Origin of the sequence: Bradyrhizobium sp. GCM10028915 (assembly GCF_042666195.1) — a bacterium.
GTDB classification, from domain to species: domain Bacteria; phylum Pseudomonadota; class Alphaproteobacteria; order Rhizobiales; family Xanthobacteraceae; genus Bradyrhizobium; species Bradyrhizobium canariense_D.
In genome coordinates, this window is record NZ_JBHTFN010000065.1 from 475475 (window position 1) to 496452 (window position 20978).

Consider the following 20978-nt stretch of genomic DNA (forward strand, 5'->3'; position numbering starts at 1 on the left):
ATGACCGCTATGCAGGCCGCGCCAGCGTTCTTTTTCGGCTGGCGCGCCGTGACGGGCGGGTTTAAGCCGGTAGGATGAACGCAAAGACCGACACCGTGCAGTCCTCCGCCGACGCCCTGCGCTATCCCTGGGAACAGCATCCCGGCCCCGAACAGGTCGTCGAGGTGAAGCCAGGCGTGTTGTGGGCGCGGCTGAAGCTGCCGTTCCGCCTCAACCATGTGAACATCTACCTGCTCGCCGATGGTGACGGCTATGCCATGATCGATGCCGGCTTCGGCAATGAGGAGACGATCGAAGCCTGGACGAAGCTGTTCGACGGGCCGCTGAAGGGCGTCAACATCACGCGCCTGATCGTGACCCATTCCCATCCCGATCATGTCGGTCTGGCCGGGTGGATCGTCGAGCGGTTCAACTGCCCGCTCGTGATGTCGCAGGTCGAATATCTGCAATCGGTCTATCACCAGAACCGCGGCACCGAGGAGCGGCAGGAAGCGCAGCGGCTGTTCTTCCGCCGCCACGGCATGGACGAGTCGCTCACCGAAAAACTGCTCGGCCGCGGTCAGGACTATCTCAAGCGCGTCTCGGTGCTGCCGCCGTCCTACCGCCGCATCTCGCATGGCGAGGACGTCGTGATCGGCACGCGCCGCTTCAAGGTGATCACCGGCGGCGGTCACGCACTCGACCAGTTGATGCTGTACTGCGCCGACGACAAGCTGTTCCTCTCGGCCGACCAGGTGCTGAGCAAGATCTCGCCGAACGTCAGCGTGTGGGCGGTCGAACCCGACCAGAACTCGCTTGGCGAATATCTGGCCTCGCTCGCCAGCCTCACCACGACTCTCCCCTATGACGTGCTGGTGCTGCCTGGCCACGGCGTGCCGTTCTACGGGCTCAAGACCCGCATCAAGCAGCTCGCCGATCACCATGAGGAGCGCTGCCGCCTGATCGCGGAAGCCTGCCGCGAGGTGCCTCAGACCTCGCGCGCCCTGGTGCCCGTGGTGTTTAACAAGCACGTTCTGGACGAACATCAGATGGGTTTCGCTGCCGGCGAACTGGTCGCCCACGTCAATTACATGATCGTCGAGGGCCGGCTGACGGCCGAGACGCAGGACGGCGTGTTGCAGTTCAGGACGACCTGAGCGCTGACTTCAATTCAGCGGATGGTGCAGAGCAACATTGCATCTCGCGCGAACTTGATCCGGATCAAGTTTCAAATCGCACGATAGGGCATTTTGCCCAAATGCCCCGCAGGTCCAAATGTGGGATAGCGCATAGACATTGGAGCTGGAAAAGCTCTAAGGATATGCGGGTCTTTGGTCGGTTCCGCTGCAGGTTTGACGATGGATTACGCCCAGTTTTTCAATTCCGCCCTTGATCGTCTCCACACCGAGCGGCGCTACCGCGTGTTCGCCGATCTCGAGCGCATTGCCGGCCGGTTCCCGCATGCGCTCTGGCACTCGCCCAAGGGCAAGCGCGACGTCGTGATCTGGTGCTCCAACGATTATCTCGGCATGGGCCAGCACCCGAAGGTGGTGGGCGCGATGGTCGAGACCGCGACCCGCGTCGGCACCGGCGCCGGCGGCACCCGCAACATCGCCGGCACGCATCATCCGCTGGTGCAGCTCGAGGCCGAGCTCGCCGATCTCCACGGCAAGGAAGCCTCGCTGCTCTTCACGTCCGGCTACGTCTCGAACCAGACCGGCATCGCGACCATCGCAAAGCTCATTCCGAACTGCCTGATCCTGTCCGACGAGCTCAACCACAATTCGATGATCGAGGGCATCCGCCAGTCCGGCTGCGAGCGGGTCGTGTTCCGCCACAACGACCTCGCCGATCTCGAAGCGCTGTTGAAGGCTGCGGGCCCGAGCCGGCCCAAGCTGATCGCCTGCGAGAGTCTTTATTCGATGGACGGCGACATCGCCCCGCTCGCCAAGATCTGCGACCTCGCCGAGAAGTACGGCGCGATGACCTATGTCGACGAGGTCCACGCCGTCGGCATGTACGGCCCGCGCGGCGGCGGCATCGCCGAGCGCGACGGCGTGATGCATCGCATCGACATTCTCGAAGGCACGCTTGCCAAGGCGTTCGGCTGCCTCGGCGGCTACATCGCCGCCAACGGTCAGATCATCGACGCCGTGCGCTCCTATGCGCCCGGCTTCATCTTCACCACCGCGCTGCCGCCGGCGATCTGCTCGGCCGCGACCGCCGCGATCAAGCATCTGAAGACGTCAAGCTGGGAGCGCGAGCGTCACCTGGACCGCGCCGCCCGGGTCAAGGCGATCCTCAACGCCGCCGGCCTGCCGGTGATGTCGAGCGACACCCACATCGTCCCGCTGTTCATCGGCGATGCCGAGAAGTGCAAGCAGGCTTCCGACCTCTTGCTCGAACGGCACGGCATCTACATCCAGCCGATCAACTATCCGACGGTCGCCAAGGGCTCCGAACGCCTGCGCATCACGCCCTCGCCCTATCACGACGACGGCCTGATCGATCAACTCGCCGAAGCCCTGCTGCAGGTGTGGGACCGCCTGGGTCTGCCGCTCCGCGAGAAGTCGCTGGCGGCGGAATAGGCTTCTTCGCCTTCTCTTTCGATCTAAGTTTCACCGTCCCGGAGCTTCCCCCTCCCCACCCTCCCCCACAGGGGGAAAGGGAGCGAGAGAGTTGCGCCTCCCTTACGTCGGGGGAGCCCCACAGCGTAGCGGTCGGTCTCGAATTTCCTGCAACGCGGACGGTCTCTCCGTTCCCTCCCCCTTGTGGGGGAGGGTCAGGGAGGGGGGTACCACGCGGGGACTCTCTGCGGGGAGCCAGAAGCAGCGCAGCTTTAAGGCAGCCGCTTAACGACAACCTCCGGTTCCCGCCGTGGCACGGCATTTCGCTGTCGCCTCCACCCGTCCAACGCGCTAGATTTACAGGGAAAATGAGATCGGGCGCGGCCAGCGCGCGCCCCGGGAGAAGCACGCTCGCCATGCTGCACGATTGGGGCGTGATCGCCGCCGCCTTCGGCTATATCGGCTTTCTGTTCCTGGTGGCGAGCCATGGCGACCGCCGCTCGCCGGCCGGGCGCGGCCGCGCCTCGGGGCTGATCTATCCGCTGTCGCTGGCGATCTACTGCACCTCCTGGACCTTCTTCGGCTCGGTCGGCTTCGCCACCCGCACCTCCACCGACTTCCTCGCGATCTATGTCGGCCCGATCCTGATGATCGGACTCGGAGCCGGCGTGCTGCGCCGCGTGATCCAGCTCGCGAAGGCCCACAACATCACCTCGATCGCGGACTTCATCGGCGCGCGCTACGGCAAGAGCCAGGCAGTGGCGGCAACCGTCGCGCTGATCGCCATCATCGGCTCGGTGCCCTACATCGCGCTCCAGCTCAAGGCGGTCGCCTCCTCGCTCGAAACCATCCTGAGCGAAGACCAGGCCTTCTCCCACATCCCGATCATCGGCGACGTGGCGCTGATCGTGACGCTGGCGATGGCGGCCTTCGCGGTGCTGTTCGGCACGCGGCAGACGGACGCCACCGAGCACCAGCACGGCCTGATGCTGGCGGTCGCAACCGAATCCATCATCAAGCTCGTCGCCTTCCTCGCTGCGGGCATCTTCGTCACGTTCTGGATGTTCTCGCCGCACGAACTGATCGAGCGCGCGATGAAGACACCGGAGGCGGTGCGCGTCATCAACTATTCGCCGTCGATCGGCAACTTCCTGACCATGACGCTGCTGTCGCTGTGCGCGATCATGCTGCTGCCGCGCCAGTTCCACGTCAGCGTAGTGGAGAATTCCTCGGACGCCGAGGTCGGTCGCGCGCGCTGGCTGTTTCCGCTCTATCTCGTCGCCATCAATCTGTTCGTGATCCCGATCGCGCTCGCCGGCCTCGTCAGCTTCCCGTTCGGCGCCGCCGATCCTGACATGTACGTGCTGGCGCTGCCGATGGAGGGCGGCGCGGATCTGCTCAGCGTCGCCGTCTTCGTCGGCGGGCTGTCGGCGGCGACCGCGATGGTGATCGTCGAATGCGTCGCGCTCTCCATCATGGTTTCGAACGACCTCGTGGTGCCCCTGGTGCTGCAACGACGGCCGGAGGGGCGCACCGGCGGTGCCGATTTCAGCGACTTCCTGTTGCGTTCGCGCCGGCTCGCGATCTTCGCCATCATGGTGATGGCCTATTTCTACTACCGCGCGCTCGGCAACACCCAGCTCGCGGCGATCGGCCTGCTGTCTTTTGCCGCCATCGCCCAGCTTGCACCAAGCTTCTTCGGTGGACTGCTGTGGCGGCGCGCGACCGCGCGCGGCGCGATCGGCGGCATGCTGGTCGGCTTCGCAGTGTGGCTCTACACGCTCTTCATCCCGAGCTTCATGGATACCTCGACGGCGGGCATCCTGCTGCTCCAGCACGGCCCGTTCGGGATCGAGGCGCTGCGGCCGCAGGCGTTGTTCGGCGCCGATTTGCCGCCGCTGATGCACGGCGTGGTCTGGTCGCTGTCGCTCAACATCCTCACCTACGTGCTGCTGTCGCTGGCGCGCCGGCCGTCTTCGATCGAGCTGGTCCAGGCCGATCTGTTCGTCCCCAACACGCTCGCGCCGATTTCCCCGAATTTCCGCCGCTGGCGCACCACGGTCACGGTGCAGGACATCCAGACCACGGTAGCGCAATATCTCGGGCCTGACCGCGCGCGGCATTCGTTCGAGGCCTTATCCGCGCGGCGCAATGTGCGGCTGGAGTCCGGGGCGCCCGCCGATTTCGAGCTGCTGCAGCACGCCGAGCACCTGATCGCCTCCTCGATCGGCGCAGCCTCCTCGCGTCTCGTAATGTCGCTGCTGCTGCGCAAACGGACGGTCTCCGCCAAGGCTGCGCTAAAACTGCTCGACGATTCCCATGCGGCGCTGCATTTCAACCGCGAGATCCTCCAGACCGCGCTCAACCATGTGCGCCAGGGCATCGCGGTGTTCGATGCCGATCTGCAACTGATCTGCTCCAACCGGCAGTTCGGCGATCTCCTCAACGTTCCTCCGCATTTCATCCAGTTCGGCACGCCATTGCGTGAAATCCTGGAATTCATGGGCGTGAGCGAGCCGGCCGATCCGATCGAGCGCGAGGCCATGCTGGAGCGCCGGCTGGTGGCTTACACCACCGACGGCGAGCCTTATCTCGAGCGCCTGCCCGACCGCCACATGGTGATCGAGATCTTGACCAACCGCATGCCCGGCGGCGGCTTCGTCATTACCTTCACCGACGTCACGCCCACGTTCGAGGCGGCCGAAGCGCTGGAGAGGGCCAATGCGACGCTGGAAAAGCGGGTGCGCGACCGCACCGAGGAGCTGACCCGGCTGAATTCCGAGCTGGCGCTGGCCAAGAGCGCGGCCGAAGACGCCAGCATCTCCAAGACCCGCTTTCTCGCTGCCGCAAGCCACGACATTCTCCAGCCGCTGAACGCGGCGCGGCTCTATGTCACGAGCCTGGTCGAGCGTCAGCACAGCGGCGAGGAGACACGGCTGGTCGAGAACATCGACGAATCGCTCCAGGCGATCGAGGAAATTCTCGGCGCGCTGCTCGACATCTCCAGGCTCGACGCCGGCGCGATGACGACCTCGATCTCGAGCTTCAAGATGGCCGATCTGATGCGCTCGCTGGAGATCGAGTTCGCGCCGATCGCACGCGCGAAGAATCTGGCGCTCGTGTTCGTGCCGTGTTCGCTGCCCGTCGAGTCGGATCGTCTCTTGCTGCGGCGGCTGCTCCAGAACCTGATCTCCAACGCGATCAAATATACTCCACGCGGGCGCGTGCTGGTCGGCTGCCGCCGCCGCGGCGCCACGCTGAAGATCTGCGTCTACGACACCGGCGTCGGTATCCCGACGGTCAAGCGCGGCGAGATCTTCAAGGAATTCCACCGCCTGGAGCAGGGCGCGCGAATTGCCCGCGGCCTCGGCCTGGGCCTGTCGATCGTCGAGCGGCTGGCGCGCGTGCTCAAGCACGACATCGCCATCGATTCCAATGTCGGCGGCGGCTCGGTGTTTTCCGTGACGGTGCCGACGGCGAAGGCGATCACTCACACCGCGGCCGTGACCAGTGCGACGCCGCTCGCACGGACCTCGATCTCGGGTACCCTGATCGTCTGCATCGAGAACGACGCCGCGATCCTCGACGGCATGCGCACGCTGCTGAAGGCGTGGGACGCCGAGGTGATCGCGGTCGCCGATCCCGAGGCCGCGATCGCCGCAATCGAGACTGCGGGCCGCCGCGTGACCGGCCTGCTGGTCGATTACCATCTCGACCGCGGCAACGGCATCGCCGCGATCCGCGACATCCGCCGCCGCTTCGGTGACGGCATCCCCGCGATCCTGATCACCGCCGACCGCAGCCCCGCCGTGCAAATGGCTGCGCGCGACGAAAAGGTTGCGGTGCTCAACAAGCCGGTCAAGCCGGCTTCGCTGCGCGCCCTGCTCGGCCAGTGGCGCACGCAGCAGATGGTGGCTGCGGAGTGAAACTCCGCACTCAGGGCGCAAGCCTCGTAAACACGTAGTCGCGACTCTTCACACGAGCTTCGTGGCACGCGAAGCAGGTGCGATGCTGGGCCTCGTCGACCGGCTTGCCGTTGATGAAGCGACCAAATCCCCAGCCGCCGGTCGAGGCATATTTTTTGGAATCCTTGACCATCACCTGGACGGTGGTGGCTTCACCGGGAATCGTCGCGGACGCAAATTCGGGCGACTGTTTCCGCTTCCAGGCCCGCTTGACCAGAATTGTGCCGTCCGGGAACGGAAGCTTGTTGTCTTGATAAGCATCGATCGCGGTCCTGTTGCCGACGACGGCACGCAGCTCGTCCAGGGGAGCCGCCTCCTCGGCCGGCGCGATCAGCTCCCACTGCTTGTAGCCCTCCGGCACAGTGACGCCGAAGATGGGCGAGGCATCCGCCGGGCCCTGCGCGAAAGCGATCGTGACCAGATAGGGCACGCAGGTCAGGACAACGACGAGGAGGAGCACGGCAAGCACGATCATCGTCGTAGAAGACGGAACTTTTGACTTTTCGGATTTCATTTTCGCTGACGCTTCATTGAACTGCGTTCGCATGTCAGGCCTCGGTCCGGCCTTGCCGGACCGAGGCGCTGCCAAAATCCTCAGGCGCCGCCGTCGGCGTCGATGACGGCCTTGGCAAAGGCTTGCGGTGCTTCCTGCGGCAGATTGTGGCCGATGCCCCCGGTGATCAGGCGATAGTCGTACCGGCCCGAGAATTTCTTGGCATAGGCGCTTGGATCGGGATGTGGCGCGCCGTTGGCATCGCCTTCCATCGTGATCGCCGGGACGCTGATGACGGGAGCTGCGGCAAGCTTCTTTTCGAGCTCCTCGTACTTCGCCTCGCCCTGGGCGAGTCCGAGCCGCCAGCGGTAATTGTGGATGGTGATCGCGACGTGATCCTTGTTGTCCAGCGCCGCCGCGCTGCGCTCGAAAGTGGCGTCGTCGAACTTCCACTGCGGCGAAGCGAGCTTCCAGATCAGTTTTGCAAAATCATGCGTGTACTTCTCGTATCCGGCGCGGCCGCGCTCGGTCGCGAAATAAAACTGGTACCACCATTGCAGCTCGGCCGACGGCGGCAGCGGCGCGTTGCCCGCGGCCTGGCTGGAGATCAGATAGCCGCTGACCGAGACCAGCGCGCGGCAGCGCTCCGGCCAGAGCGCGGCGATGATGTCGGCGGTGCGCGCGCCCCAGTCGAATCCGGCGACCACCGCCTTCTTGATGTCGAGCTTGTCCATCAGTGCGATGATGTCGACGGCCATTGCCGCCGGCTCGCCGTTGCGCGGCGTTTCGGCGGAGAGGAAGTGGGTCGTGCCGTAGCCGCGCAGATAAGGGATGATGACGCGATAGCCGGCCTTTGCCAGGATCGGGGCGACGTCGACGAAGGCGTGAATGTCGTAGGGCCAGCCGTGCAGCAGGATCGCGACGGGACCATTCGCAGGGCCCGCCTCAGCGTAGCCGACGTTGAGGACGCCGGCATCGATCTGCTTGATCGCGCCGAACGACGCATTCGTCGCGGTCGAGCGCGGCGCTTCCGATTCGGCGCGGGCGAGGCCGATCACGCCGAGGCCGGCGGCGACAGTTCCGGCGGCGATGCCGAAAAACTGGCGGCGGTGCTGATCGATGATCTGTTTCATGATGCTGCTACCTTTCTGATAGTTGGAGGTGGTGCGTCAGATCAGTGCGACCGTGACGTCGATGTTGCCGCGGACGGCCTTGGAATAGGGACAGGTCTGATGCGCCTCATCGACGAGGCCGCGCGCGATCTCGCGATCGAGGCCGGGCAGGCTGACATCGAGGCGTGCCCTGAGCGAATAGGCGCCCTCGTCGAGCACGAGGTCGATCTCCGCATCGATCGCACATTTCCTGGGGAGCTCGATTTTCCGCTTGCGGGCCGCGATTTCCATCGCGCCTTCGAAGCAGGCCGACCAGCCGGCCGCGAACAATTGCTCGGGATTGATACCGATGCCGTTGCCGCCCGGCGGCGACAGCTTGACATCCAGACGGCCGTCGGAACTGCGCGATATCCCGTCCTGCCGCCCGCCACTGGTGCGGGTCCGGGCCGTGTAGAGCAATTTTGCCGCTTGGGTCATGAATGTCTCCTTGCCATCGCGCAACTCACTAGCAGCGGCTGCCGCGACACACCCGTTGGGACTTGTGAGAAGTTGTGAGGTCTCGGTTCGCGCGCCTCACAGGACCTGCATCCGCGGTCCGATCGCGGCGTGGGACGGCCTTGCCGGATTGCGATCATCTGGCTATCCGGTCCGTTCCAAAAGATCAGGATTCCGCCATGACCGAGCCGGCCGGCACCACAACGGGAACCCTCTCGTTTGGGCCATTCACTGTGACGCTGCATGAAAGACTCGTCATGCGCGACGGCGTCGCGCTGCCGCTCGGTGCAAAGGCCTTCGACACGCTGCTCGCACTGATGTCGCGGCCGAACCAGGTCGTCAGCAAGTATGATCTGATGGCGCTGGTGTGGCCCGGCATGACGGTCGAGGACGCCAATCTGCGCTTTCACGTCGCGGCGCTTCGCAAGGCCCTTGGCGACGGCAAGGACGGTGCCCGCTACATCACCACGCTCTCCGGCCGCGGCTATTGCTTCGTGGCGCCGATCTCGCAGGTAAATATCCCGGCAGATCGGCGCACCGTAGCGCGAACGGAATTGCCGCCCGTCAAACTGCCGAACCGGCTGCAACGGATGGTCGGGCGCGACGAAGCGGTCGCCGCCGTCTCCGACAGGCTCATCCGTTCGCGCTTCGTCACGATCGTCGGCCCGGGCGGTGTCGGCAAGACCGCCGTTGCCGTTGCCATCGCTCACGATCTGCTCGCGACATTCTCCGACGCCGCACATTTCGTCGATCTTGCCGCGCTGAGCGATCGCGATCTCGTGATCACCTCGATCCTGCTGATGCTGGGCTTGCCGGCGCAAACCGACGATCCCCTGCCTGCGCTGCTCGCGCATCTCCGGGACAAGCGGACGCTGCTGATCCTCGACAATTGCGAACACGTCATCGCAGCCGCGGCCCCGCTGGCCGCCGAGATCTTCCACGCCGCACCGAATATCTACATTCTGGCGACGAGCCGCGAAGCCCTGCGGGTCGAGGGCGAGCAGGTGTATCGGCTGGCGCCGCTTGCCGTTCCGCCCGACCATCCCGGTCTGACGGCGGCCGCGGCGCAGACTTATCCCGCACTTCAACTCTTCCTCGAACGTGCCACGGCCGGTGGCGCGCAGATCGCGCTCGACGATGCCAATGCAGCGATCGTCGCCGGGATCTGCCGCAAGCTGGACGGCATGGCGCTGGCAATCGAACTCGCCGCCGGCCGGGTCGAAGCCTACGGCCTGGAGCAGACCGCGGCACTGCTCGACGAGCGCCTCAATCTGCTCTGGCAGGGCCAGCGCACGGCGCCGCCGCGACAGAAGACGTTGCAGGCGACGCTGGCATGGAGCTACGGGCTCTTGTCCGATATCGAACGTCTCGTGCTGCGCAGGCTCGCGGTTTTCGCCGGTCACTTCACTATCGACGCCGCACTCGAGATCGTGCCGGACGAACGCGTCGACCGCTCCCGCCTGTTCGACGCCATCGACGGCCTGGTGGCCAAGTCGATGGTCGCGGCGCGGCCGATTGGCGCCATGATGCGTTACCGTCTGCTCGACACGACGCGCGCCTATCTGCTCGAGATCGAGCCTGATGACGCGGCGCTCGCCGCCCGCCACGCGACCTATTACCGGCAATGGCTGGAGCAGGCCGGCACGACATGGGCCACGGTGCCGAGCGCCGACGAGCGCGCGATCCACTTCTCCGCGCTTCACAACGTGCGCGCGGCGCTGGACTGGTGTTTTGGCACGGACGGCGATGCCAGCATCGGCATTGCACTGGCCGCAGCTGCAGCGCCAATCTTTCTCGCGATGTCGTTGCTGGTCGAGTGCCGGCGCTGGTCTGAACGGGCGCTGCTTGCGCTCGATCCTTCCTCGCGCGGCGGCGCCGAGGAAATGCACATCCAGGCCGCGCTCGGACTGACCTTGATGTTCACGCGCGGCGGCAGCGAAGCGGCGCGTGCCGCGTTGAGCCGAAGCCTTGCGATCGCCGAGGCGCGCGGCGACGCGCCGAACCAGCTCCAGCTGCTCGGGCGCATGCATATCTTCCACGAGCGGATGGGACAGTTCGACGCCGCGCTCGGCTATGCGCAGCAAAGCCTCACGGTCGCCGGGACACTCGGCGATGCCGCCTCCCTCGCCCTCGCCCATTCGCTCCTCGGTGTCTCCTTGCATCTTGCCGGCGAGCATCGCGACGCGTTGACGATGCTGGAGACCGCCTGGCATGGGCCGGGCACGGAACGGATCAGCACCGTCTATGGCTTCGATCACCGCAACCGGGCCGGCATCTCGCTCGCGCGCGAGTTTTGGTTGCAGGGCCGCCCCGCGGATGCGATGCAACTGGCCCGGCAGACGGTCGTCGAGGCCGCCCAGATGGACCATCCGATCACGCTCTGCATTGCGTTGATCTGGGCGGTCTCGATCGATCTCTGGAGCGGAGACCTCGATGCCGCGGAAGAGAACATCGACCGCTTCATCGCCCATGCCGAATCGCGCTCCATGGGGCCCTATCTTGCGGTCGGCCGCGGCGTCAAAGGCGAGCTGGCGATCCGGCGCGGCAATGCCGCCGAAGGCGTCGAGACGATCGGGACGTGTCTGCGTGAGCTCCACGATGCCGGTTACGAGTTGCTCACCACGACGTTCAACATCGCGCTTGTTCAGGGCTTGATGACGCTTGGGCAGATCGAGCGGAGCGCGCGCCTGCTCGACGACGCGATCCGCCTCGTCGAGCAAAGCGGCGATCATCTGTACATGCCCGAGCTGCTGCGCATGAAGGGCAGGGTTCTCTTGGCCAGAGCCCAGCCCGAGGCCGATCAAGCGGAAGCCCATTTCGTGCAATCACTGGCATTGAGTCGTCGCAAAGGTGCCAAGGCCTGGGAGCTGCGGGCCGCGATCGATCTCGCCGGTCTCCTTGCCGAACGCGGCCGGCGCGAGGAAGCGAAGCGGTGGCTTCAATTGGCGTATGAAGGCTTCGCCCAGGGCTCGGAAACAGCGGATATCAAGGCTGCCGAGAAGTTGTTGCAAACATTGTGACGCGGACTCTGGTGCGGAGTGAGGCGCGCACTCTCTCAAAGCGTCATTGCGAGCGCAGCGAAGCAATCCAGAATCTCTCCGCGGTAAGACGCTGGAACGCTTCGCTACGCTCGCAATGACGGAGCAAAGGGCAGCATCGCCATCCTCCAATTCAGGTTCAACTTGCAGACATGCCTTCGCGTCCTCGCGGCGCGTTTCGCCCGAGCTTTGCCTGGTCATTCCACCCTCAAAGCCAAGAGGGCGCAGGGAAGACCGGGTGCCGGCTGGCACCCGCGGTCCGCTGCGCGAAAATGTAGCGCAAGGAAACCGCACAGCAGCATACAGGTGTAGCCAATCACTCGGCCTTCCCTGCGCGATGGTTGGACGGCTTATGCCGTGCTCTCCCGGGAGCCGAGTTCGTTCTGGCCTCCCTCACCCTGCGAAAGTCACCGACACCGCGCCGGTTGACGCAGATGCCGCATTCGCCAGGGCTTGACCGTAGCAACGACGGCCAGGACCACACGGTTTTGCCGTACGCACGGCCCGCCATTTCGCCGCAGTTTTCCAACCCTGTCGACCGAGCCGGAAACTTACAGACGAGACGAAGCCTAGCAGCGCCGCTCGTCGGCACGAAGTTTTGGGCTCACGGAGAGCAATCCGCCCTGCCCACACCTCTCGCACCCGAACGCTGCCGCGTCCACCGCAAGCCCGGCTCGCAATTAAGACGACAACAAGATCGCCCTCAAGGATGAGCCGGGATGGGCGACACATACGCCATTTCCGAATTTCGGTAAAGTGGAATATTTTTGCGGCGGCGGATTGACGGGGGCGACACAGGTAGCCCGGATGAGCGAAGCGATATCCGGGGTTTTCGCTAGCTAGCCGCACTAGCGGTCCCGGATGTCGCTTCGCTCATCCGGGCTACAGGCTGCGAGAGGCGCTCGCTACAGGCTCACCCCGTCGGGGTACCCTGCTTCCATTGGCCGCCGGCGATTTTCGCGGCGGCGATCACGGCTTGGGTCCGACTTTCGACGCCGAGCTTTTGCAGGATCGCCGAGACATGCGCCTTGATGGTGGCCTCGGAGACGCCGAGCTCATAGGCGATCTGCTTGTTGAGCAATCCCTCCGACAGCATCATCAGAACCCGGACCTGCTGCGGCGTCAGCGTCACCAGCCGGTCGCGCAGGCGCGTCATGTCGGGGTCGGCGACTGCCGACAGATCAGTGTCGGCGGGAACCCAGACGTCGCCCTCCATTACCTTGAGGATCGCGTCGCGCAAGGTGTCGACGCCGAAGCGCTTCGGGATGAACCCGGAGGCGCCGAAGTCGAGCGAGCGGCGGATGGTGGCGCTGTCGTCGGACGCCGAGACGATCACCACCGGAATGGCCGGATATTGCGCGCGCAGATAGATCAGGCCGGAAAAGCCGGAGATCCCGGGCATCGACAGGTCGAGCAGGATCAGGTCGACGTCGGAGGTCTGTTCCAAAAGCTTGGTCAGATCCTCGAACGATCCAGCCTCGTCGATCCTGGCCGAGCTCAGGACGCCCGTCACCGCCTGCCGCAACGCGTCGCGGAACAATGGGTGGTCATCGGCAATGACGAGATGGGTCGAGGGAGCGTTCATCGTTCTCTTGCTGGCAATCGCACCGGGCCAGTAAGCCGGCGCGGGGCCCTGGTCAATTCTTTCCCGACCAGCCGTGGCATGCAAGTGGACATTATCCCTTTGCGGCAACGGGGTTAATCCGGATGGAAGGCTCGCAGTGTCAGGCGAGCGTCAGTGTGAAAGGCCGAAAGTCGTATTGGGGCGGGTTTCACGCCAATGTTACCTTGGGGCAAGGCTTGGGTTGATCCGGCATGACCGGACATCCAGGGCGCGAGGGAACGATTTTTCGGGGAGCGACTCAACATGTCGACAATGGCTGTGTCTCAAGCAGGCGCGGGAGGGATGACGAAGGACGAACGGTTCGTCATTCTCGCCTCCTCGCTCGGTACCGTCTTCGAGTGGTACGATTTCTATCTCTACGGTTCGCTGGCCGGCATCATCGGCGCGCAGTTCTTCTCGGCCTATCCGCCGGCAACCCGCGACATCTTCGCGCTGCTGGCCTTCGCGGCCGGCTTCCTGGTGCGCCCGTTCGGCGCGATCGTGTTCGGCCGTGTCGGCGACATCGTCGGCCGCAAATACACTTTCCTCGTCACCATCCTGATCATGGGTCTGTCGACTTTCATCGTCGGCCTGCTGCCCAACGCTGCCACCATCGGCATCGCGGCCCCGATCATCCTGATCGCGCTGCGTCTCGCCCAGGGCCTCGCGCTCGGCGGTGAATATGGCGGTGCGGCCACCTACGTCGCGGAGCATGCTCCGAACGGCAAGCGCGGTTACTACACCTCCTTCATCCAGACCACGGCGACGCTCGGCCTGTTCCTGTCGCTGCTGGTGATCCTGTTCACGCGCTCCGCGCTCGGCGAACCCGACTTCGCGGCATGGGGCTGGCGCATTCCGTTCCTGGTCTCCGTGCTGCTGCTCGGCGTTTCGGTCTGGATCCGGCTTCGCCTCAACGAATCCCCGATCTTCCAGAAGATGAAGGACGAGGGGAAGAGCTCGAAGGCCCCGCTGACGGAAGCCTTCGGCAACTGGCAGAACGGCAAGCTCGTGCTGCTGGCGCTGTTTGGCGGCGTGATGGGCCAAGGCGTGGTCTGGTACACTGGCCAATTCTACGCGCTGTTCTTCCTGCAATCGATCCTCAAGGTCGACGGCTACACCGCCAACCTGCTGATCGCCTGGTCGCTTCTGCTCGGGACCGGCTTCTTCATCGTGTTCGGCGTGCTCTCCGACAAGATCGGCCGCAAGCCGATCATCCTCGGCGGCTGCCTGATCGCGGCGCTGACCTTCTTCCCGATCTTCAAGATGATCACCACCAATGCCAACCCGGCGCTGGAAAAGGCGATCGAGTCGGTCAAGGTCGACGTGGTGGCAGATCCCGCAGGTTGCGGCGACTTGTTCAATCCGGTCGGCACCCGCGTCTTCACCTCGCCTTGCGACACGGCACGTGCCTACCTGTCGCAGTCGTCGGTCAAGTACTCGACCACGCCAGGTGCGGCAGGCTCCGGCGTGAAGGTGATGGTCAACGGCAAGGAAGTTCCCTACGCCAACGCCAAGGACGGCAATCCGGCAGTGCTCGCCGCCGTGCAGGGAGCCGGCTATCCGAAGGCCGGAGATGCGGGCATCGTGAAGATGGCGCATCCGTTCGACATCTTCCGTCCGCAGGTGGCCGCGGTCGTCGGATTGCTGTTCGTCCTGGTGCTCTTCGTCACCATGGTGTACGGCCCGATCGCCGCGATGCTGGTCGAACTGTTCCCGACCCGCATCCGCTACACCTCGATGTCGCTGCCCTACCATATCGGTAACGGCTGGTTCGGCGGCCTGCTGCCGGCAACCGCCTTCGCCATCGTGGCCTCGACGGGCGATATCTATGCGGGCCTCTGGTATCCGGTCATCTTCGCGTCGATTACCGTCGTGATCGGCTTGTTCTTCCTGCCGGAGACCAAGGACGTCGATATCAAGTCGACCTGATCGACGCAGATCGAGATCAACACCAACCGGCCGCGGTCTCCGCGGCCGGTTTTGTTTTGGCCTACTGATTGCTACCGAGGAATTGCAGCACCACCTCGCGCCGGTGCGGGCGGGCGCGATGCTCGATCAGATAGATCGCCTGCCAGGTGCCAAGCGCGAGCTTGCCGCTCAGGACCGGCACATGAAGCGAAGTCTGGGTCAGCATTGTCTTGACGTGCGCCGGCATGTCGTCCGGTCCCTCGGCATCATGCGTCCAGCCGGCGTTCTCGGGCGCGAGCCGGGACAGAGCCGTGGTGAGATCCACGAGCACGGAAGGGTCGGCGTTCTCCTGGATCGTCAGCGATGCGGAGGTGTGACGAACGAACAGCGTCAACGCGCCGTCTCGCGCGCCTGCCTCCGCCACGAACTTCGCAGCTTCAGCGGTGAGATCGGTGAAGCCGCGGCCGGGCGTCTGCACGGTCAGCAGCGACGATGCGATGGTGGTGGCTTGCACCGACGATGGCGCCGAGCGCGTGATGGATTTGGCTGATGTCATCATCACTCTCTCAATTCGGAAAGCTGCCGTAGGTGGGCAAAGCGAAGCGTGCCCACCGACTCACGCAACGAAAACAAAAATGGTGGGCACGGCGCGTCGCGGCCTTGCCCACCCTACCGCATCTCGCCACGCGCTAAATCTTCCCCGACACGTCCTTCTGCACGCGGTTGGCCATGTCGATCAGCCGGCGCCAAGCCCTTTCCAGGAATGACATCACGCGATCGACGTCCTGGTCGCTCGGCAGCGGGATCTCGATCCTGCGCTCGCCCTCGGCGGCCTTTGGTGCTTGCGGCTGCGCCTTCTTGAGCGGATCCGTTTTCGGCAGCGCCTCGTCGATCTTGCCTGACACGGTCGGCCCCGCCGCAAGCCGTCCCTTCAGCGTCTCGACTTCGGCCTGGAGCCTGCCGATCTCGGCGTCGAGCGCGGTACGTTCATCGGGCACCGCGTAGCAGGCCCAGCCGGCGCCGCTGCGGGTGCAGGTCGACACCGTGCCGGTGCGGCTGTCGAGCCGCAGCACCCCCTCGGGGATGGGCGTCATGCTGTAGCGGCCGTTTTCGCTGTCGGGCGCGGATTGCGCGGCGAGGCAGCCGCCGCTGATGGTCAACACCGCGGCGAACGCCGCCGCCACCAGCCATGATGCTGTGGATGAATTCGCTGCTCTCATCGCGTTCTCCGCCACGACGCGCCGGTAGCACGTCCAAAGATGGCGCTCATAAAGGTGGCACGTCTCGCAATTCTACACCCCGGCGAGGCGATCCGCCGCCCAAAACGCGCCTTTGACATGAACGATCACGGCGCCCCCTTTGATCCCGGCAGCCGGGCGAAATGGCGACGGCATCCGCCGATCCAGCGGAGACCTGCTGCGGTGCGGCGTCACGCTGTGTGCAGCGCTGCCGCCCGCGCCGATATTGCAAGATAAATCAAATACATAACAGGAATGGACACAATCGTGACTTGGCTTGACTTGATTATGGGCCATCAGTATGGTCCGCGCGGCTTTTGAGGGTGGCGGGCGTAATTTCCATTCAACCGCGGCGTTTCGGGTCTTCGTTGCATGACACAGGGCACGGGACACGGCGAGAATGGAGATCGCGATAGATCGCCCGAGGAAGCTGCGCTTTCCGAACGGCTCGGAAATCTTGATCAGCGGTTGTCCGAATTTCGCGGCCGCCACGTCAAGACCGAGCAACCCGCAGGTGACGGTGAGGACAGAGCGGCCAGAGCCTCGGCGATGGCGCTTGGTTTTCGGTTATCCTCCGAGTTGGTCGCCGGGGTCGTTGTCGGAGCGGGGATTGGCTGGGGTTTCGACCGCTTGCTGTCGACGTCGCCTTTCGGATTCATCGTGTTCCTGCTGCTGGGCTTCGTCGCCGGCGTGGTGAATGTGGTGAGAACGGCAGGCGCGGGTCAAAACAGGCGCGGTGGTTCTTAGGCGGTCCACACCAGGAGAGGAATGATCGTGCCGGCTCGTGCCGGTACGGGCCGGGCCCGACCGGCAGACCGAGACCCGCCGGCATCGCCCGGCAGACCAAGAGATGCCGCGCTGATGAAAATCGATCCGATCCACCAGTTCAACATCGAGCCTCTCTTCACCCTGGGCCATATCGGCAACCACACGATCGCCTTCACCAACTCGTCGCTCTACATGCTGGTGGCGGTCGCGATCATCTCGATCCTGATGCTCGCCAGCGGCACGCAGCTGGTTCCCGGCCGGCTGCAGTCGGTCGCCGAGATCTCCTACGAGTTCGTCGCCTCGACCATCCGCTCGACGGCCGGCGCGGAAGGCATGAAGTTCTTCCCGCTGATCTTCTCGCTGTTCATGTTCATCTGCGTTTCGAACCTGGTCGGCATTATCCCCTACACCTTCACGATCTCGAGCCATCTGATCGTCACCGCGGCGCTCGCGCTGCTGGTCTTCTTCACGGTCCTGATCTACGGCATTGCCAAGAACGGCCTGAAATTCTTCTCGATCTTCGTGCCCCACGGGGTCCCCGGCTACATCCTGCCGCTGGTGATGTTCATCGAGATCCTGTCGTTCTTCCTGCGGCCGGTTTCCCACAGCGTCCGTCTGTTCGCCAACATGCTGGCCGGCCACATCGCGCTGAAGGTGTTCGCGGGCTTCGTCGCCATGCTCGGCTTCTCGCTCGGCGCCCTTGGCTGGGTCGGCGGCGTGCTGCCGCTGGCGCTCACGGTCGCGCTGTACGCTCTCGAGATTCTGGTCGCGTTCCTGCAAGCCTATGTGTTTGCGATCCTGACCTGCATCTACCTCAACGACGCCATTCATCCGGGACACTGAGCGGTCCGGGGAATTTCCACCCAAAACCCAATCTTTCTTCCAAGGAGTCTAAAATGGATCCGGCAGCAGCAAAACTTATCGGCGCGGGCATCGCATGCATCGGCATGGGCGGCGCGGGCGTCGGCGTCGGCGTGATCTTCGGCAACTACCTCGCCGCGGCCGTTCGCAACCCCTCGGCCGCTCAGGGCCAGTTCGGCAATCTGATCTTCGGCTTCGCCGTGACCGAAGCGCTCGGCATTTTCTCGCTGCTGATCGCGCTGCTGCTGCTGTTCGTTCCGCTCTGAGAACGATTTTTCGCGCCGCTTCAACCGAGGCGACGCGCATGACTGCAACAGGAGTACTCCATGGCTGAAAGTCATGGCGGGGCGAAAAGTCCGGCGGCGGGCGCCCACACCGGGTCCGAAGGCGGTCACGGTGGCGGTTTTCCGCCGTTCGAGAGCGGCACTTATGCTTCACAGCTGGTGTCGCTCGCGATCTTCTTCGTCGCGCTTTACGTGATCGTGTCCAAGCTCGCTCTGCCGCGCGTCGGCGGTGCGATCGAGGCGCGTCAGAACAAGATCGAGGGCGACCTCGCCGAAGCGCAGAAGCTGAAGGACCAGTCCGAAGCGGCGCTGAAGGCCTATGAAAACGAGCTTGCTTCGGCACGCTCGCGCGCGCAGGCCATCGGCAACGAATCCCGCGACAAGGCAAATGCGCAGGCGGACGCCGAGCGCAAGGCCTTGGAAGAGCAACTGGCGGCCAAGCTCGCCGAGGCAGAGAAGACCATCGCCTCGACCCGTGCGACCGCCATGAGCAACGTCCGCGGCATCGCGGCCGATGCGGCAGGCACCATCGTGCAGCAGCTCACGGGCGTGGTTCCGGACGCGGCATTGGTCAATGCCGCCGTTGATGCGTCCTTGAAGGGTTAATCGATATGTTCTTCGATCCTGAAACCTGGGTCGCCATCGCCTTCGTGATCCTAATGGTCGTGTTCGGCTATCTCGGAGTCTTCAAGAAGGCCATGACTGCGCTCGACCATCGCGCCGATCGCATCAAGGCCGAGCTCGACGACGCGACGCGCCTCAAGCAGGAAGCCGCCAAGGTGCTCGCCGACTACAAGGCGCGCACCGCCTCGGCCGAACGCGAGGCCGCCGACATCATCGCCAACGCGAAGAGCGAAGCCGAGCGCATCGCAACCGAGGCCAAGGCCAAGGTGGAAGATTTCGTCGCTCGCCGCACCAAGACCGCGGAGGGCAAGATCGCGCTCGCCGAGGCTCAGGCGGTGGCCGATGTTCGCGCCGCAGCGGCCGAAGCCGCCGTCCAGGCCGCCTCCACGATCCTGTCGAAGTCGGTCAGGGGCCAGGTCGCCGACGATCTGCTCGCCAAGGGCATCACCGAAGTCAGGCAGAAGCTGAACTGAGGGATATCGCCTTCACCTATCAAAAAGCCGGCGCGATCAGCGCCGGCTTTTTTGTTTGTCGGGCACTGCATCGGCAAATCTGATGTCATCGCCCGCGAAGGCGGGCGATCCAGTATTCCAGAGACAGCCCTGATAGATCGAGAAGCCGCGGCGTACTGGATGCCCCGCCTTCGCGGGGCATGACGACTATCTTGACGTGGTTACTTCTTCTTCGCCCGCGCCTTCGGCTCGGGTGATAGCGCCTGCGGATCGAAGCCGACATAGAAGATGTAGCTATCGGCGTCCTTGGCCGAAGGCATCGGGTAGACCAGATCCTCGGCCACGAAGGTGAACGGCACGCTGCCGCCCTCCGACATTCCGACCGTGGTCCGGTAGGCCTTGGAAGCGATCACCTTCTCGCCGACGCCGCCCTGCACCACGGCGACGCGCAGCGGCACCTCGACGCTCGCAGGCGCGCCGGCGGGTCCGGCAATGACGCGGCCCTGGATGCCGATCCGGGCCGTGATATCGCCGCCATTGCGGGCGCATTCGCGCGCCATCTTGGTGATGGTGGCCTGGAAGCGGATCTCGTTGCCGACGGCCGGCTTCCCGGTGGCACCGACCGCGTAGGTGGAGGCTCCGGCACGCACCGTGACTTGCGGGCAATCAAGATCGTCATCAGCCGCCGGCTGGCCCGGCGCAGGCGCCGGCTTGGGTTGGGCCGGCTCGTCCGACTTGCCGCCGAACAGGCCCTTGAATCGATCGGTCAGCGACTGCGCCGCGACCGGCGAGATGGAGACGAGCGCAACTGACAACGCCAGCGCGACCGCCGCCCCCCGCCGCAACGCATTCCGGGATGACCGAAGCTCCTGCACCATCAACACCCATACTCCTGACGACATCCCGGCCGATCACCGGCCGGGTTGCGCCGTTATATCGTCAAAACCGGCGAACCCAAGGCAGCAAACAAGGAGACTTTGGCCGCATCAATCAACGGGCTCAGCCGCGGAAATCCTCGTGCAGCAGGCCGAACAGCAAATGGTCCTGCCAGACCCCGTTGATGCAGAGATAGCGCCGCGCCAGCCCCTCGCGGGAGAAACCGCACTTCTCCAGCACCCGGATCGAGGGCGCATTGGTCGGGATGCAGGCGGCCTCGACCCGGTGCAGATTGAGCTCGCCGAACAGCGTCGGCAGCAGCACCCGCAGCGCGGCCGTCATGTAGCCGCGCTGGGCGTGGGGCTTGCCGACCCAATAGCCGATGGTGCCGGCCTGGACGATGCCGCGGCGGACATTGGCGAGCGTGATGCCGCCGACCATGGCGCCGTCGAGCTCCCGGAAGATCAGAAAGGGATAGGACCGGTCCGCGGCGATGTCCTCGGAATAGCGGCGCAGGCGACGGCGGAAACCGGAGCGGGTGAGATCATCCGACGGCCAGATCGGCTCCCAGGGGGTCAGGTAATCGCGGCTGGACTCGCGCAGATGGGCCCATTGCAGGAAGTCCGACATCTGAGGCGCGCGTAGCAACAGGCCGTTGCCGCGCGGCGCGAGAGCGGCGGGTCCACTGGATGGCAGGCGAAAGAGGGCCATGGTG

Annotated in this window: 18 protein-coding genes; 10 read left to right on the plus strand and 8 right to left on the minus strand. The window is 64.7% G+C overall.

Annotated elements, in window-relative coordinates; all coding sequences use genetic code 11:
• The first annotated feature begins 74 nt into the window (after positions 1-74).
• The 3 genes from ACFQX9_RS31960 to ACFQX9_RS31970 all read left to right on the plus strand — a co-directional run bounded on the left by ACFQX9_RS31960 (position 75) and on the right by ACFQX9_RS31970 (position 6472).
• Positions 75-1136: an MBL fold metallo-hydrolase gene (locus ACFQX9_RS31960; protein ID WP_377791507.1), complete on the plus strand. Its 1062-nt coding sequence runs from the start codon at positions 75-77 to the stop codon at positions 1134-1136.
• A gap of 201 nt (positions 1137-1337) precedes the next feature.
• Positions 1338-2567, plus strand: coding sequence for a 5-aminolevulinate synthase (gene hemA, locus ACFQX9_RS31965; protein WP_377791508.1), 1230 nt, complete (start codon positions 1338-1340; stop codon positions 2565-2567).
• A 395-nt stretch (positions 2568-2962) separates the two neighbouring features.
• Positions 2963-6472 (plus strand): hybrid sensor histidine kinase/response regulator, encoded by a 3510-nt coding sequence (locus tag ACFQX9_RS31970; protein ID WP_085348234.1) that lies wholly within the window; start codon positions 2963-2965, stop codon positions 6470-6472.
• 10 nt (positions 6473-6482) lie between these two features.
• Here the strand turns inward: ACFQX9_RS31970 and ACFQX9_RS31975 are convergent, their stop codons facing one another.
• The 3 genes from ACFQX9_RS31975 to ACFQX9_RS31985 form a co-directional block, all read right to left on the minus strand.
• Complete coding sequence (locus ACFQX9_RS31975) at positions 6483-6986, minus strand: cytochrome P460 family protein (protein ID WP_085348235.1); 504 nt, start codon at positions 6984-6986, stop codon at positions 6483-6485.
• 119 nt (positions 6987-7105) lie between these two features.
• Entirely contained in the window at positions 7106-8137 is a 1032-nt protein-coding gene (locus ACFQX9_RS31980) for an alpha/beta fold hydrolase (protein ID WP_377791509.1), read from the minus strand.
• Between the two features lie 36 nt (positions 8138-8173).
• Positions 8174-8593, minus strand: a complete 420-nt coding sequence (locus ACFQX9_RS31985; protein WP_085348237.1) for an organic hydroperoxide resistance protein — start codon at positions 8591-8593, stop codon at positions 8174-8176.
• Positions 8594-8790: 197 nt separating this feature from the next.
• On the opposite strand from ACFQX9_RS31985, the gene ACFQX9_RS31990 reads away from it, so the two are divergent.
• Positions 8791-11631 (plus strand): ATP-binding protein, encoded by a 2841-nt coding sequence (locus ACFQX9_RS31990; protein WP_377791510.1) that lies wholly within the window; start codon positions 8791-8793, stop codon positions 11629-11631.
• Between the two features lie 931 nt (positions 11632-12562).
• On the opposite strand, the gene ACFQX9_RS31995 is transcribed toward ACFQX9_RS31990, so the two are convergent.
• The gene (locus ACFQX9_RS31995; protein WP_204513207.1) at positions 12563-13234 is read right to left on the minus strand and encodes a response regulator transcription factor; all 672 of its coding nucleotides are present in this window, start codon (positions 13232-13234) and stop codon (positions 12563-12565) included.
• Between the two features lie 321 nt (positions 13235-13555).
• On the opposite strand from ACFQX9_RS31995, the gene ACFQX9_RS32000 reads away from it, so the two are divergent.
• On the plus strand, positions 13556-15181 hold the full coding sequence (locus tag ACFQX9_RS32000) for an MFS transporter (protein WP_018459988.1): 1626 nt from the start codon (positions 13556-13558) through the stop codon (positions 15179-15181).
• A 61-nt stretch (positions 15182-15242) separates the two neighbouring features.
• On the opposite strand, the gene ACFQX9_RS32005 is transcribed toward ACFQX9_RS32000, so the two are convergent.
• Both ACFQX9_RS32005 and ACFQX9_RS32010 read right to left on the minus strand, forming a co-directional pair.
• Complete coding sequence (locus ACFQX9_RS32005) at positions 15243-15716, minus strand: secondary thiamine-phosphate synthase enzyme YjbQ (protein ID WP_026233919.1); 474 nt, start codon at positions 15714-15716, stop codon at positions 15243-15245.
• A gap of 133 nt (positions 15717-15849) precedes the next feature.
• Positions 15850-16380: a hypothetical protein gene (locus tag ACFQX9_RS32010; protein WP_085357799.1), complete on the minus strand. Its 531-nt coding sequence runs from the start codon at positions 16378-16380 to the stop codon at positions 15850-15852.
• 390 nt (positions 16381-16770) lie between these two features.
• Between ACFQX9_RS32010 and ACFQX9_RS32015 the strand changes: the two genes are divergently transcribed.
• The 5 genes from ACFQX9_RS32015 (at position 16771) to ACFQX9_RS32035 (ending at position 19408) form a co-directional block, all read left to right on the plus strand.
• A complete protein-coding gene (locus tag ACFQX9_RS32015) occupies positions 16771-17145 on the plus strand; it encodes an AtpZ/AtpI family protein (RefSeq protein ID WP_018459992.1) in 375 nt (124 codons plus the stop codon).
• Positions 17146-17259: 114 nt separating this feature from the next.
• Positions 17260-18009, plus strand: coding sequence for a F0F1 ATP synthase subunit A (locus ACFQX9_RS32020; protein ID WP_018459993.1), 750 nt, complete (start codon positions 17260-17262; stop codon positions 18007-18009).
• 53 nt (positions 18010-18062) lie between these two features.
• Positions 18063-18293, plus strand: a complete 231-nt coding sequence (locus tag ACFQX9_RS32025; protein WP_007599451.1) for a F0F1 ATP synthase subunit C — start codon at positions 18063-18065, stop codon at positions 18291-18293.
• A gap of 60 nt (positions 18294-18353) precedes the next feature.
• Complete coding sequence (locus tag ACFQX9_RS32030; RefSeq protein WP_018459994.1) at positions 18354-18917, plus strand: F0F1 ATP synthase subunit B'; 564 nt, start codon at positions 18354-18356, stop codon at positions 18915-18917.
• A gap of 5 nt (positions 18918-18922) precedes the next feature.
• Positions 18923-19408 carry a F0F1 ATP synthase subunit B gene (locus tag ACFQX9_RS32035; RefSeq protein WP_018459995.1) on the plus strand — a complete coding sequence of 162 codons (486 nt, stop codon included), beginning with the start codon at positions 18923-18925 and terminating at the stop codon, positions 19406-19408.
• A 200-nt stretch (positions 19409-19608) separates the two neighbouring features.
• On the opposite strand, the gene ACFQX9_RS32040 is transcribed toward ACFQX9_RS32035, so the two are convergent.
• Together ACFQX9_RS32040 and ACFQX9_RS32045 are read right to left on the minus strand one after the other, a co-directional pair.
• A complete protein-coding gene (locus tag ACFQX9_RS32040) occupies positions 19609-20265 on the minus strand; it encodes a hypothetical protein (RefSeq protein WP_018459996.1) in 657 nt (218 codons plus the stop codon).
• Between the two features lie 121 nt (positions 20266-20386).
• Positions 20387-20974: a GNAT family N-acetyltransferase gene (locus tag ACFQX9_RS32045; RefSeq protein ID WP_007599447.1), complete on the minus strand. Its 588-nt coding sequence runs from the start codon at positions 20972-20974 to the stop codon at positions 20387-20389.
• Positions 20975-20978 lie beyond the last annotated feature (4 nt).